The 12,671-nt window shown below is 71.9% G+C and carries 13 protein-coding genes; 4 read left to right on the top strand and 9 right to left on the bottom strand.

Annotation, left to right across the window (positions count from 1 at the left end; genetic code table 11):
- Positions 1–4: 4 nt before the first annotated feature.
- Positions 5–3,217 carry an alpha-L-rhamnosidase gene (locus ACK8N7_RS02975; RefSeq protein ID WP_500440749.1) on the top strand — a complete coding sequence of 1,071 codons (3,213 nt, stop codon included), beginning with the start codon at positions 5–7 and terminating at the stop codon, positions 3,215–3,217.
- Positions 3,218–3,293: 76 nt separating this feature from the next.
- Here ACK8N7_RS02975 and ACK8N7_RS02970 read toward each other — a convergent pair whose 3' ends face one another.
- From ACK8N7_RS02970 to ACK8N7_RS02960, 3 genes are read right to left on the bottom strand one after another with little or no spacing between them, the layout of a single operon-like run.
- The gene (locus ACK8N7_RS02970) at positions 3,294–5,441 is read right to left on the bottom strand and encodes an iron ABC transporter permease (RefSeq protein ID WP_500440747.1); all 2,148 of its coding nucleotides are present in this window, start codon (positions 5,439–5,441) and stop codon (positions 3,294–3,296) included.
- A gap of 2 nt (positions 5,442–5,443) precedes the next feature.
- Complete coding sequence (locus tag ACK8N7_RS02965) at positions 5,444–6,418, bottom strand: ABC transporter substrate-binding protein (RefSeq protein WP_403218437.1); 975 nt, start codon at positions 6,416–6,418, stop codon at positions 5,444–5,446.
- Between the two features lie 8 nt (positions 6,419–6,426).
- Complete coding sequence (locus ACK8N7_RS02960; RefSeq protein ID WP_403218436.1) at positions 6,427–7,329, bottom strand: ABC transporter ATP-binding protein; 903 nt, start codon at positions 7,327–7,329, stop codon at positions 6,427–6,429.
- Positions 7,330–7,731: 402 nt separating this feature from the next.
- Between ACK8N7_RS02960 and ACK8N7_RS02955 the strand changes: the two genes are divergently transcribed.
- Positions 7,732–8,175, top strand: coding sequence for a subtilase-type protease inhibitor (locus ACK8N7_RS02955; protein WP_403218435.1), 444 nt, complete (start codon positions 7,732–7,734; stop codon positions 8,173–8,175).
- Here ACK8N7_RS02955 and ACK8N7_RS02950 read toward each other — a convergent pair.
- The 5 genes from ACK8N7_RS02950 to rpmG form a co-directional block, all read right to left on the bottom strand.
- Entirely contained in the window at positions 8,163–9,800 is a 1,638-nt protein-coding gene (locus tag ACK8N7_RS02950; RefSeq protein WP_500440744.1) for an MFS transporter, read from the bottom strand. The genes ACK8N7_RS02955 and ACK8N7_RS02950 overlap by 13 nt on opposite strands.
- A 66-nt stretch (positions 9,801–9,866) precedes the next feature.
- Entirely contained in the window at positions 9,867–10,109 is a 243-nt protein-coding gene (rpsR, locus tag ACK8N7_RS02945) for a 30S ribosomal protein S18 (protein WP_403218433.1), read from the bottom strand.
- 47 nt (positions 10,110–10,156) lie between these two features.
- Positions 10,157–11,314 (bottom strand): CobW family GTP-binding protein, encoded by a 1,158-nt coding sequence (locus tag ACK8N7_RS02940; RefSeq protein ID WP_403218432.1) that lies wholly within the window; start codon positions 11,312–11,314, stop codon positions 10,157–10,159.
- Positions 11,311–11,565 (bottom strand): type B 50S ribosomal protein L31, encoded by a 255-nt coding sequence (locus ACK8N7_RS02935; protein WP_500440741.1) that lies wholly within the window; start codon positions 11,563–11,565, stop codon positions 11,311–11,313. Before ACK8N7_RS02935 ends, ACK8N7_RS02940 begins: the two co-directional genes overlap by 4 nt.
- A 49-nt stretch (positions 11,566–11,614) precedes the next feature.
- A complete protein-coding gene (rpmG, locus tag ACK8N7_RS02930) occupies positions 11,615–11,779 on the bottom strand; it encodes a 50S ribosomal protein L33 (protein ID WP_500440739.1) in 165 nt (54 codons plus the stop codon).
- A gap of 69 nt (positions 11,780–11,848) precedes the next feature.
- Here rpmG and rpmB point away from each other — a divergent pair, with 69 nt between their 5' ends.
- Together rpmB and rpsN are read left to right on the top strand one after the other, a co-directional pair.
- Positions 11,849–12,085, top strand: a complete 237-nt coding sequence (gene rpmB, locus ACK8N7_RS02925; RefSeq protein ID WP_015612995.1) for a 50S ribosomal protein L28 — start codon at positions 11,849–11,851, stop codon at positions 12,083–12,085.
- Positions 12,085–12,390, top strand: a complete 306-nt coding sequence (gene rpsN / locus ACK8N7_RS02920) for a 30S ribosomal protein S14 (protein ID WP_403218430.1) — start codon at positions 12,085–12,087, stop codon at positions 12,388–12,390. Before rpmB ends, rpsN begins: the two co-directional genes overlap by 1 nt.
- 93 nt (positions 12,391–12,483) lie before the next feature.
- Here the strand turns inward: rpsN and rpmF are convergent, their stop codons facing one another.
- A complete protein-coding gene (gene rpmF / locus ACK8N7_RS02915; RefSeq protein ID WP_403218429.1) occupies positions 12,484–12,654 on the bottom strand; it encodes a 50S ribosomal protein L32 in 171 nt (56 codons plus the stop codon).
- Positions 12,655–12,671 lie beyond the last annotated feature (17 nt).

Genomic DNA, 12,671 nt, shown 5'->3' with positions numbered 1-12,671 from the left:
CGACGTGATCAGCAGACGACGACTGCTCAGCACCACCGCCACCACCCTGGGAACCTCCCTCATCGCCGGAGCCGTGCCGGCCGCCGCGCACCCCACGCAGCCCACCGGACCGGCGGGCGCGGCAGCCGAGGCCCTCCGGGTGGGCCGCCCGACGGCCGAGTACGTACGGCAGCCCCTCGGCCTGGGCCCCGACCGCCCCCGGCTCAGCTGGCCGCTGGCCGCCACCGGATCGGGCCGCACCCAGAGCGCCTACCAGGTGCGGGTCGCCCTCAGCGAGCGGGCGCTGGAGAAGCCCGACGTCTGGGACAGCGGCAAGGTCGTCTCCGGACAGTCGGTGCACGTGACGTACGGCGGCCCCGCGCTCCGCTCCCGTACCCGCTACCACTGGTCCGTACGGGTCTGGGACGGCGAGGGCAAGGTGTCCGCCTGGTCCGCACCCACCTGGTGGGAGACCGGCCTCACCGACCCCGCCGACTGGTCCGCCCGCTGGGTCGGCGCCCCGGCCGCCCTCGTCGGCGCACCCGCACTCGACGACGCCTCCTGGATCTGGTTCCCCGAGGGCGACCCGGCGAGCAGCGCCCCCGCCGCGACCCGCTGGTTCCGTTCCGCCTTCGAGGTTCCCGAGGGTGTGACCCGGGCCCGGCTGGTGCTCACCGCCGACGACGGATACACCGCCCACCTGGACGGCAGCGAGGTCGCGTCGGCCGCCGCCGACCACGCCGCCGACGCCTGGCGCCGCCCCTCCCTCACCGATGTCACCCAGCGCCTGAGCCCCGGCCGCCACCTCCTCGCGATCTCCGCGACCAACGGGGTGGCGGGCCCGGCCGGACTCCTCGGACTCCTGGAGCTGACCACCGCCGACGGCGTACGCACCATCACCACCGGAGCCGGCTGGAAGGCCACCGACGAGGAACCCGGAGACGACTGGCAGGCGCCGGAGTTCGACGACGGCGCCTGGCCCGCCGCGAAGGTCCTCGCCCCGTGGGGCGGCGGCCCCTGGGGCAAGGTCTCCGTCGTCCACGCCCCCGTCGCGCAACTGCGCCACGAGTTCCGGCTGCGCAGCACGCCCGTCGTGCGGGCCCGCCTGTACTCCACGGCGCTCGGCGTGTACGAGGCGCACCTCAACGGCAAGAAGGTCGGCACGGACTCCCTCGCCCCGGGCTGGACCGACTACGACAAACGCGTCCAGTACCAGACGTACGATGTCACCGGCCTTCTCAAGGCGGGCGCCAACGCCCTCGGCGTGGAGCTCGCGGCGGGCTGGTACGCGGGCAACGTAGGCATGTTCGGCCCGCACCAGTACGGGGAAATCCCCTCCTTTCTGGGCCAGTTGGAGGTCACCTACCGGGACGGGTCGACCGAGCGGGTGCTGTCCGGGCCTGACTGGCGGGCCGCCACCGGGCCGGTCACCCTGGCGGACCTGCTCACCGGTGAGAACTACGACGCCCGCCTGGAGACGGCCGGCTGGCTCCGCGCCGGATTCGACGACCGGGCGTGGTCGCGGGCCGAGGAGCCCGCGGAGGCGGTCACCGCCGAACTCGTCGCGGCGGTCGACGCCCCCTCCCGCGTCGTCTCATGGCTCAAGGCCCGCACGGTCACCGAACCCAGGCCCGGCGTCTTCGTCTTCGACCTCGGACAGAACATGGTCGGGGCCGTCCGGCTCCACGTCTCCGGCCGCGCCGGCACCACCGTACGCCTGCGCCACGCCGAGGTTCTGAACCCCGACGGCACGATCTACACCACCAACCTCCGTACCGCGGCCGCGACCGACCACTACACCCTCAAGGGCGGCGGCCGGGAGACCTACGAGCCGCGCTTCACGTTCCACGGGTTCCGGTACGTCGAGGTGACCGGCTACCCGGGCAGGCCGCCCCGTGACGCCGTCGTCGGGCGCGTCATCCACACCGACGCGCCCTTCACCATGGAGTTCGAGACGAACGTCCCGATGCTCAACCAGCTCCACAGCAACATCACCTGGGGCCAGCGCGGCAACTTCCTCTCCGTCCCCACCGACACCCCCGCCCGCGACGAACGCCTCGGCTGGACCGGCGACATCAACGTCTTCGCCCCCACCGCCGCCTACACCATGGAGTCGGCCCGCTTCCTCTCCAAGTGGCTCTGGGACCTCCAGGACGACCAGACGGCGGACGGCGCCTTCACAGACGTCGCCCCGCAGGCCGGCGGCCTCGGCGCGGGCTCCGCCGGCTGGGGCGACGCCGGAGTCACCGTCCCCTGGGCGCTGTACCAGGCCTACGGGGACACCCGCGTACTGGAGCGGTCCTGGCCCTCGATGCTGAAGTGGCTGGACCATCTGGACGCCCACAGCAGCGGCCGGCTGAGGCCCGCCACCGGCTACGGCGACTGGCTGAACATCGAGGACGACACCCCCAAGGACGTCATCGCCACCGCCTACTACGCCCACAGCGCCGACCTCGTCGCCCGCATCGCCGGGGCCCTGGGCAAGGACCCCGCCCCGTACACCGCCCTGTTCGGCGAGATCCGCGACGCCTTCCGCGCCGCGTACGTCACCGGCGGCGGCAGGGTGAAGGGCGACACCCAGACGGCTTACGTCCTGGCCCTCTCCATGGACCTGCTGAGCGACCAGGAACGCGGCACGGCGGCCGACCGGCTCGTCGCCCTCATCGAGGCGAAGGACTGGCACCTGTCCACGGGCTTCCTCGGCACCCCGCGCCTGCTCCCCGTGCTCACGGAGACCGGGCACACCGAAGTGGCCTACCGGCTGCTGCTCCGGCGGACCTTCCCCAGCTGGGGATACCAGATCGACCGGGGCGCCACGACGATGTGGGAGCGCTGGGACTCCATCAGGCCGGACGGCAGCTTCCAGGACGCCGGGATGAACTCCTTCAACCACTACGCGTACGGCTCCGTCGGGGAGTGGATGTACGCCCACATCGCCGGGATCGTGCCTGCGGCGCCGGGCTTCCGCAAGGTCACCGTCCGCCCCCGCCCGGGCGGCGGCGTCACCCGGGCGCGCGGGGCCTTCCAGGCCCGGTACGGCACCGTCGCCACCGAGTGGGCGGCGGAGCGGGGCCGCTTCCGGCTGGCGGTGAGCCTCCCGGTGAACACCACCGCGGAGGTGTGGATACCGGCCGCTACCGCCGGGGCCGTCACGCACAGCGGCGCCCGGCACCTGCGGATGGAGGACGGCTGCGCCGTCTTCGCCGTCGGCTCCGGGGACCACCGCTTCACGGTCTGACCCCCTCCGTCCGGCATGAAATCGCCGCTTGGCCCGGTGCGTTCCGTACGCACCGGGCCCAGCGGCCCCACGAACGTCACCCCTCCCTGCGGGACCTCCAGAGCAGCCAGATGAAGTACGGGGCGCCGATCACCGCGGTGAGAAGGCCCACCGGGATCTGCGCCGGGGCGATGACCGTCCGGCCGACGGTGTCGGAGACGACCACGAGCAGCGCACCGAGCAGCGCGCTCACCGGGACGACCCGCACATGCCGGCGGCCCACCAGCGCCCGTGCCGCGTGCGGCGCGACGAGGCCGACGAAACCGATCACGCCGACCGCCGCCACGGCACCGGCGGTCAGGACGACGGCGATGGTCAGCAAGGTCAGCCGGGTGGTACCCAGGCGGATGCCGAGCAGACGCGGTGTGTCGCCGTCCAGCCCGATCAGATCGAGGTCACGGCGCATCACGGCCAGCACCGGAAGGGCGGCGACGAGCGCCACCAGCACCGGGAGCAGCTCCGGGAAGGTGCGCCCGTAGGTCGACCCGCCGAGCCAGGCCAGCGCCTTCGTCGCGTTGTACGGGTCGGTGAGCACGATCAACAGGCTCACGAAGGCACCCGCGCCCGCGTGGACCCCCATACCGATCAGCACCAGGCGGTTCTGCTCCAGCCCGCGGCGAGCGGCAAGACCGAACACCAGCGCGGCCGCCGCGCCCGCACCGGCCAGCGCGGAGCCACTTATCAGCCAGAAGCTCGCCAGCGGTACGACGGTGAGGACGGTGACCGCCCCGACCCCCGCCCCGCTGACGACACCGAGGATGCCCGGCTCGGCGAGCGGGTTGCGCGACACCGCCTGGACGACGGCACCCGCCACCGCCAGCGCCGCACCGGCCAGCAGGGCGGCGGCGACCCGGGGGACACGGGTGTCGAGGACGTACGTCACGAACTGCCCCGACCGGCCGCCGAGCCAGTTCGCCACATCGCCCAGGAGCAGCGTGGCATCGCCGAAGAGCGTCGCCGCCACCACCGCGCCCAGCAGCCCCACGGCCGTCGCCACCAGGGTCAGGACGAACGCGCGGCGGCTGCGCAGCCGGGCGAACGCGGTCGAGCCGCTGTCCGACCCCATGTCGCGCGACCGGTGGGCCAGGAAGACCAGGACGAGCGCGCCGAGGCAGGTCGTGACGATGCCGGTGGGTACCTCGGCCCCCGCCTGCGCCCCGAACACCGCCCGCAGCGCTACGTCCGCACCGAGCACCACGAGCACACCGGCGAGCGCGGAGGCCGGGATGAACGCGTGGTGGCGCACCAGACCCGGGACCCACGTGCTGAGCAGGCGGACGATGGCCGGTGCGCACAGGCCGACGAAGCCGACCGGCCCCGCCACCGTCACGGAGACCGCCGCCAGCAGCACGGCGAGGACCACGGCGACGGAGCGCGTCAGCCGGGGGCTGACGCCCACGACCGCCGCACCGTCGTCGCCGAGGGCGAGGATGTCCAGCTTCCGGCCCATCAGCAGCAGCCCGGTGAACGCCAGGACCGCGACCGGGGTGAGCCGGTCGATGGACTCCATGCCGATCTGGGCGAGCGAACCGTTGCCCCAGGCGAACAGCCCGGTCGTCTGCTGGGAGCGCAGGAGCAGCAGCATCCCGCTGAGCCCGGAGAGGGCGAGGGTGAGCGCCGAACCCGCCAGCACCAGCCGGATCGGACCGGCACCCGCCCGCGACAGGCCGAGCACGACGCCCGCCGCCAGCAGCCCGCCGAGGAACGCCGTACCGCCGGCCGGGAGAGCGGGCAGCGCGATGCCGAACGCGGCGACGGCGACGACCGCGAGGTACGCCCCCGCGTTCACGGCGAGCGTGTCGGGGGAGGCCAGCATGTTGCGCGACACCGACTGGAGGGCGGCGCCCGCCGCGCCGAGCGCGCAGCCGACGAGGAGCCCAGCCGCGAGCCGGGGCAGCCGGGAGTCCAGGACCACGGCGGCCGTCTGCTCGTCGGCGGTGCGGTCCGCCGCGGTACCCGTCAGCAGTTGCCACAGTGTGTGCAGGTCGACGGCGGCCGTGCCCTGGCCCACATGGACGACCGCGAGGGCGGCGAGGGCCAGGAGCGCGGCGAGCGCGAGGAGGAACATCCGGCCGCGGCGGGCCGGGCGGCCGGGCGCGGCCGGGGGCGGTGCCCCGGTCGGGCCGGCCGCGCCCGCCACCGTGTTCACGGAGGCGGGCGGGGCGGGTGTGGTGCGGGTGCTCATGGTCAGGCGGTCAGAGCGCCGACGAGTGCGTCGATGTAATCGCGCATGGACGCGGTTCCGCCGAACATCCAGATGCCGTCCGGCAGTCGGTGGACCTGGTCGTTCTTCACGAACGGCAGCGACTTCCAGACCGCGTTGCCCTTGAGCCCGTCGGCGAACGGGTCGCCGCCGTCGGCGTCGTTGGCGATGTACGTGAACCGCGCGTCGCCGATCTTCGTCAGGCCCTCGACGTCGGTGGCCGCGAGGCCGTAGGCCTTGTCGCCCTCCAGCTTCCACGGGTCGACCAGGCCGAGTTCGGTGTTCACGTCGGCGAGCAGCGAGCCCTCGACGTAAGGGCGCACCGAGACCTGGTTGCCCTCCTGCCAGCCGTCGGCGAAGGCGACTTCCTTGCCGCCGAGCCCGGCAGCGGCGAGCTTCTTCTTGCCGTCGGCGACCGCCTTGCGGAACGAGGCGACCTCCGCCTTCGCCTTCTCCTCGGTGCCGGTGGCCTCGGCGATGAGGTTGACGTTGTCGACCATCTGGTCGATCTGCCGGCTCGCGTCGGCCGAGCGGACCACGACGACCGGCGCGGCCTTGGACAGCTGCGCGATGGCCGAGTCGGACAGGTCGGTGGTCGCGACGATGAGGTCGGGCTTCAGACCGGCCACGGTGGCGACGCTGGGCTCGCCCCGGGTGCCTATGTCCTTGACGTCCTTGGTGAGCGGCGCGGAGGTGTCGTACGCCGTGTAGCCCTTGACGTCGGCCACGCCGACCGGCTGCACACCGAGCGTGACGAGCGTCTCGACCACGTTCCACTCGGTGCCGACGACCCGCTTGGCCGGACCGTCGAGCGTGACCTTCTTGCCGCGCGAGTCGGTGACCGTCACCGCGGTCTCCTTGGCGGACTCCTTCTTCGGGGCCTCGGTGGTGCCGCAGCCCGCGAGAGCGAGTGCGGCCGTCGCGGCGAGGGCGGGCCACTTCATGTACGGGTTCTTCATGACGGGGTTCAGGGCCTTTCGGTACGGAGGTGATGGCGGCCCACCGCGCGGGTGCGCGGGATGCCGGTGGAGGGATCCGGTTCGACGTCGATCCGGATGCCGTAGGTCTGGGTCAGCCGCTCGGAGTCGTAGACCTCCGCGGGGGTGCCGGCGGCGGTGATCCGCCCCGACGAGAGAAGAACGACCTGGTCCGCCACGGCGGCGGCCTGGTCCAGGTCGTGCAGGACGACCCCGACGGTCACACCGTGGGTGTCGGCGAGATCGCGTACGAGATCGAGGATCTCCACCTGGTAGCGCAGGTCGAGGTAGGTCGTCGGTTCGTCGAGCAGCAGCACATCGGTGTCCTGCGCGAGACAGCAGGCGAACCAGACGCGCTGCAGTTGACCGCCGGAGAGGCTCTCGACGCCGCGGTCGGCGAAGTCGGTGAGGTTGGTGACGGCGAGAGCGTGGTCGATCGACCGGGCCCCGTCGGGGTCGCTCCCGCGCAGCCGCCCGCGGTAGGGGTGGCGGCCGAACCCCACCACGTCCCGCACGCTGAGCCCCGCCGGGGCGTTGCGGCTCTGGGCGAGCAGGGTGATGCGGCGGGCGAAGTCGTTGCGCGACAGGGCGAGGGCGTCGACCGGCTCGGCGTCGTCCGGGGCCGACACCGTCACCGTGCCGGTGCGCGCCTTGTGCAGCCGGGCGACGGCGCGCAGCAGGGTGGACTTCCCGCTGCCGTTGGGCCCGATCAGGGCGGTGACACGACCGCCCGGCAGCCGGAGGTCGGCCCCGTGGACGACGTCGGTCCGGTCGTACGCGACGGTCAGGTCGCGGGCGTCGAGGCCGACGCGGCTGTCGGGTCCCGCGGCGGGGCCGGGCGCGGTGCGCCGGAGCGGCGGGCTGTCTTCGAGGTCGTGGGCAGGAGCGATCACGAAGGTGAGGGTAGCCTAACCTTCATTCGACGTATCACCCGGTATACGGAAGGTTCAGTCCCGGGGGCCGTGGGTGGTCGCCGCTGTCCGCTCCTGGAGGTCGGCGGCCGTGGCCGTGAGGGTGCGGACAGGCCCGAACGGCGTTGGTTTCCAGTCGAAGCGGCTCGTGGAGGTTTCCGGCCGCTCCGGGATCATCGCAGCTCAGGCGGTCGTTTTCCGTTGAACTGTCGACAGCTGTCCATATGCTGGACGAGCTCCGCGCCCTGCGTGAGCTGCCCGAACGACCATCCGGTCGGTTCGAACGAACGTCTGCGGCTGGAAGCGGGCTGTCGATGTGCGCCTACTTTCCGCATACGTAAGACTCCTGACCGCAATCAGCACTCGACCGAGGAGTTTTCACCCATGCGACACAACCGTCACGTAATCTTCGCAACCATCGCCGCGAGCACCCTGGTCTTCGGCGGCCTCGCCGCCACCTCCGCCCATGCGGCACCGGCGAAGGCGGAGAGCCTCTACGCGCCCTCCGCGCTCGTCCTCACCGTGGCCCAGGGCGAGGACCCGCTCACCGCGACGGTCCAGCGGGCGGTCACACTCACCTGCGCCCCGAGCGCCGAGGGCACACACCCCGCCCCCGAAGCCGCCTGCAAGGAACTGGAGTCGGTCGGCGGCCAGTTCACCCAGCTGGCCCGGACCTCGCCCGACCGCATGTGTACCCGGCAGTGGAACCCCGTGGTGATCACCGCCCACGGCGTCTGGCACGGCAAGCGCGTCACTTTCTCGACCACGTACGGCAACGCCTGCGAGCTGGCCGGCAGCATGAACGACAGCGCCGTCTACTCGTTCTGAGCCTGTTCGGCATCCTTGGGGGAATCCTGCGTCACCCGGGTTCCCGGGTGACGCAGCGCGAACAGGAAGGCGACGGCCAGCGCGATCGCCATCCCGTAGAACACCCACTGGTTGGCCTGGGCGAAGTCCATCCGGATCGCCTGCATCGAGTCCTTCACCGCATCGGCCACCGGGCCGCTCCCGGAGGGTCCGCGGGTGTCCGCCTGGCCGGTCACCGCCTGCGCGACCGACTCCGCTGCATCGCCCGCCGCACCCTCCGGCACACCCTTGCCGACCAGCGTGCCCTCCACGTTGGTGATCGTCCGGTGCGTCAGCACCGTGCCGAAGACGGCGAGTCCGATGCTGGCCGCGAAGTTCCGCACGGTCTGGGTGATCCCGGTGACCTCCCCGTACGAAGCACCGATCGCCCGGTTCACGGCATCGGTCGAGGCCGGCGCCAGCAACAGCCCGATCCCGGCGCCGGCCATGGCCGCGTACAGCCACTGGTCGTGCATGGAGAGCGTCGTCAGCTTCTGGGCCCACAGGAAGAATCCGACCGCGCCGAGCGCGGTGCCCAGCTTCAGCGCCGGACGGGCACCGCGCTTGTCCAGGATGCGGCCGCCCCACTGGGAGGCGATACCGAAGCCGATGAAGAAGTAGAGGAGGTAGAGCGCCGCCTGGTTCGGCGAGGCACTCAGCGAGACCTGCGCGTACACCGAGGCGAAGAAGAAGACCGGGACGAAGGCCATCATCGAGAAGAACAGCACCAGGTTGTCGATCCGGAACGCCCGGTCCCGGAACACCTCGAGCTTGATGAGCGGGAACCGCGCGCGCAGTTCGAACCAGCAGAAGAACGCCAGCACCAGCAGCCCGACCACGATGCACGCCCAGGTGGCGACGGAGCTCCAGCCCCAGGTGGACGCCTGTTGCAGGCCCAGGACCGTCAGACCCATACCGACCGCCACGAGCACGGCACCGGGCAGATCCAGCCGCTCGCGCCGGGATCGGTTCGGGATGTGCGCCAGCACCGTCAGCACGATGGCGATGACGGCGACGGGCACGTTGACCCAGAAGATCGCACGCCAGGTCCACGAGGTGAGCCAGCCGCCGAGCAGCGGCCCCACCGCCGTGAGGGCCCCGGAGAGCCCGAAGAACAGCGCGAGCGCCCGCCCCCGCCGCTCCACCGGGAACACCGCGATGACCACGGCCAGCGCGGCCGGGAACATCAGGGCCGCACCGATGCCCTGTACGGCCCGGAACCCGATCAGCCAGGCCTGGGCGAAGTCCCCGGCCGGCACGGCGCCGCACATCGCCGAGGCGATGACGAAGACGAGCGTGCCGATCAGCATCACGCGGCGGTGCCCGAAGATGTCGGACAGCCGCCCGCCCAGCGCGAAGAACGCGGCCAGGGTGAGCAGATAGGAGTTGATGACCCACTGCATCTGCGTGGAGGTGAGGCCCAGTTCGTCGATGATGTCCGGGGCGGCGATGGCGACGATCGTCTGGTCGATGAAGGTCATCGACACGGCGAACAGCATGGCCGCGAGAGCGAGGCTCTGGTTCGGGGACCCGGCCCGGCGGCCGTTGGCCGCCGGGCCTGACGGTGCCGGCTCCGGGCCGTCCTCTTTGGAGGTGTCTATGCCCATACGTTCATGGTGCGGGGCCTGTCGGGGTGCTGCATCCCGAGCGGGCCCGGCCGCCGCCGCGCCGGGCTACTTGCCGGAACCGGAGTACGGCAGCAGCGCCATCTCCCGGGCGTTCTTGATGGCAGCGGCGAGCTGCCGCTGCTGCTGGGCGCTCACCCGGCTCACCCTGCGGCTGCGGATCTTGCCGCGGTCGGAGATGAACTTCCGCAGCAGATCGGTGTCCTTGTAGTCGATGTACGTGATCCTCGCCGCGTCCAGCGGGTTGGGGCGGGCCTTGAGCGGCTTGCGGGGATCCTGCTTCTGTGCCATCGGGGTTCCTTGTGCGAGCGGTCGGGGGTACGGGGGTGGCTTCCGGTTCACACCGGGTCGAGGAGCGCGTCGAACGCGGCGGGCAGGCTCTTCCACGCCTCCCGGCCCGCCCGGTACTCCTCGTCGTCGAGCAGGCACGAATCCAGCAGGGCGGTCAGCCCGTCGCGGTCGAGGCCGGGGGAGACGAAGACCAGGTGCTGGCAGCGGTCGCCGTGCTCGGGGTGCCAGTCCAGCGCGGCCGCTGCCCGCCGGTAGGGCTCCACCATGGCCCAGGCGGCGTCGGGGAGGGAGGCGAGCCAGGGGCCGGTGTTCTCCACACAGAGCGCACCCCCCGCCGCGTCCCAGGAGAGCAGGGTGTCGGGCCGGTCCGCGAGCCAGAACCGGCCCCGGCTGCGGGCCGCCGCACAGCTCAGATCCTCCAGCGCGTGGAAGAGGCGCTCGGGGTGGAACGGGCGGTGACGACGCCAGACGAGCGTGGAGACCCCGGCCTCGTCCGCCTCCTGGGGCAGCAGCGCACAGGCCGGATGCTGGCCCGCGGCCGCCGCCTCCACATCGAAACCGGCGACCGCGAGACGCACCAGCACGGGTGCGTCCACCGCGACCTGACGGGCCGTCGGGTTCAACTGGCGTATCAGCGCACGGTCCTCGTCGTCGGCGGCCGGGTTGTCGGCCAGGGCCAGGACGGGGGCGTACTCCACCTGCCGGGCCCACGTGTCCCCGATGGTCCGCCGGTCGGCGGGTGCCGCCGCGAGACCGGCCTCCGCCAGGTCGTCACCGTTGGCGAGGCACGGCAGGACGAGGGTGGGATCGATCGCGGTGATCACATTGGTCACCTCGAAGCTGTCCGCCCCATGGACCGCGATGACCTCGGCCATCGACTTCGGCTCGACGGAGTCCCAGAGCTCCAGGACGGCCAGCCGCGTGAGCCCGCTGTCCGCCAGCCGTTGCAGCTCGGGGACCAGGTCCTCCCGCAGCGCACAGCACGCGCAGTCGTTGACCAGGGGCGTCTCGCCGGCGGACAGTTCCCCGGTGGCGTCCCGCAGGGTCCGGCGTACGGTCCCGTCGGTCGCCGTGGACAGGTCGTGGTGCAGCCCGACGCTGTGCGGAACCCTGGAGAGCAGCCCTTCCACGACCTCGCGGCGGGCCTCGGAGTGCAGCCCGCTGACGATGACGACGGGCAGCTTCTGCCGCTGTTCCTCCGTCACCGGGCCTCACCGCGTCCGTACCGGCGCTCGAAGCGCTCGACGCGGCCCGCGGTGTCCATGACGCGTGCGGTACCGGTGCAGAAGGGGTGGCTCGCGGAGGAGATCTCCACGTCGACCACGGGATAGGTGTTGCCGTCCTCCCACTCGACGGTCCTGTCGCCGGTCAGGGTGGAGCGGGTGAGGAACGCGAAGTCGGCGGCCTTGTCGCGGAAGACGACGGGGCCGTAGGCGGGGTGGATTCCGGGCTTCATGAGGGGTCCTAGCGGTTGGGGGTTGCTGCGGGGGCCGGGCCGGGCGGCCTCAGCGCTCCTCGCGGAAGTCGACATGGCGGCGGGCGACCGGGTCGTACTTGCGCAGCACCATGCGGTCGGGGTCGTTCCTGCGGTTCTTGCGGGTGACGTAGGTGTAGCCGGTCCCCTCGGTGGAGCGGAGCTTGATGACCGGGCGTACTTCGTTGCGAGCCATGAGCGCTACTATATGGCAATGGTTTCCATTTTCAATAATGGACGCATCGATGAGAGGCAGGTAACTTCCGTGTCCGCCCACTGCCAACTGACCGGCTCGCAGCCGGGATTCGGCAACGCCATCTCCCACTCGCACCGCCGCACATCGCGCCGGTTCGACCCGAACGTCCAGCGCAAGCGTTACTGGCTCCCCGGTGAGGGACGTCATGTGCGGCTGACCCTCAGCGCCCGGGCGATCAAGACGATCGACGTGATCGGCATCGAAGCCGCGGTCGCGCGCATCCGCGCGAGGGGAGGGAAGGTCTGATGGCGAAGAAGAGCAAGATCGCGCAGAACGAGAAGCGCAAGGCGATCGTCGAGCGGTACGCCGCCCGTCGGGTGCAGCTGAAGGAGATCGTCCGCCGCCCCGGTACGCCGGAGGCCGAACGTGCGGCCGCTGTCGCGGAGTTGAGGCGCCAGCCGCGCGATGCCAGTGCGACGCGGGTGCGCAACCGGGACAGCGTCGACGGCAGGCCCCGGGGGTATCTGCGCACCTTCGGCCTCTCCCGGGTCCGGATGCGCGAACAGGCGCACGCCGGATTCCTGCCCGGGGTGACCAAGTCCTCCTGGTGACAGGGGTCTGAGCGCGCGAGGGGTGGGTGGTGACACGGCGATCGCCGTGTCACCACCCACCCCTCTGCTGTGCGGGCCGTTTGCTGTGCGGGCTCAGCTCTCCGGCCGCAGCAGGCCGCGTTCGTACGCCTTCACCAGCCGCTGCGGCACCTGGTGCACGGTGCCCTCGATCGTCACCGGGACGAGCTGGGGTGTCGTCGCCTTCCACTGGGCGCGCCGGTGGCGGGTGTTGCTGCGGGACATCTTCCGCTTCGGAACTGCCATGGGTCTCTCCTGGGTAT

Source organism: Streptomyces griseobrunneus, from assembly GCF_046713465.1.
In the GTDB taxonomy this organism is placed as follows: domain Bacteria; phylum Actinomycetota; class Actinomycetes; order Streptomycetales; family Streptomycetaceae; genus Streptomyces; species Streptomyces microflavus.
This window is presented reverse-complemented; position numbering and strand designations above follow the sequence as displayed.

Excerpts from the sequence above, each read along its gene's own strand:
- ACK8N7_RS02970 (WP_500440747.1), bottom strand. The coding sequence starts at position 5,441 with ATGAGCACCCGCACCACACCCGCCCCGCCCGCCTCCGTGAACACGGTG.
- ACK8N7_RS02965 (WP_403218437.1), bottom strand. The coding sequence starts at position 6,418 with ATGAAGAACCCGTACATGAAGTGGCCCGCCCTCGCCGCGACGGCCGCA.
- ACK8N7_RS02955 (WP_403218435.1), top strand. The coding sequence starts at position 7,732 with ATGCGACACAACCGTCACGTAATCTTCGCAACCATCGCCGCGAGCACC.
- ACK8N7_RS02950 (WP_500440744.1), bottom strand. The coding sequence starts at position 9,800 with ATGGGCATAGACACCTCCAAAGAGGACGGCCCGGAGCCGGCACCGTCA.
- rpsR (WP_403218433.1), bottom strand. The coding sequence starts at position 10,109 with ATGGCACAGAAGCAGGATCCCCGCAAGCCGCTCAAGGCCCGCCCCAAC.
- ACK8N7_RS02935 (WP_500440741.1), bottom strand. The coding sequence starts at position 11,565 with ATGAAGCCCGGAATCCACCCCGCCTACGGCCCCGTCGTCTTCCGCGAC.
- rpmG (WP_500440739.1), bottom strand. The coding sequence starts at position 11,779 with ATGGCTCGCAACGAAGTACGCCCGGTCATCAAGCTCCGCTCCACCGAG.
- rpsN (WP_403218430.1), top strand. The coding sequence starts at position 12,085 with ATGGCGAAGAAGAGCAAGATCGCGCAGAACGAGAAGCGCAAGGCGATC.
- rpmF (WP_403218429.1), bottom strand. The coding sequence starts at position 12,654 with ATGGCAGTTCCGAAGCGGAAGATGTCCCGCAGCAACACCCGCCACCGG.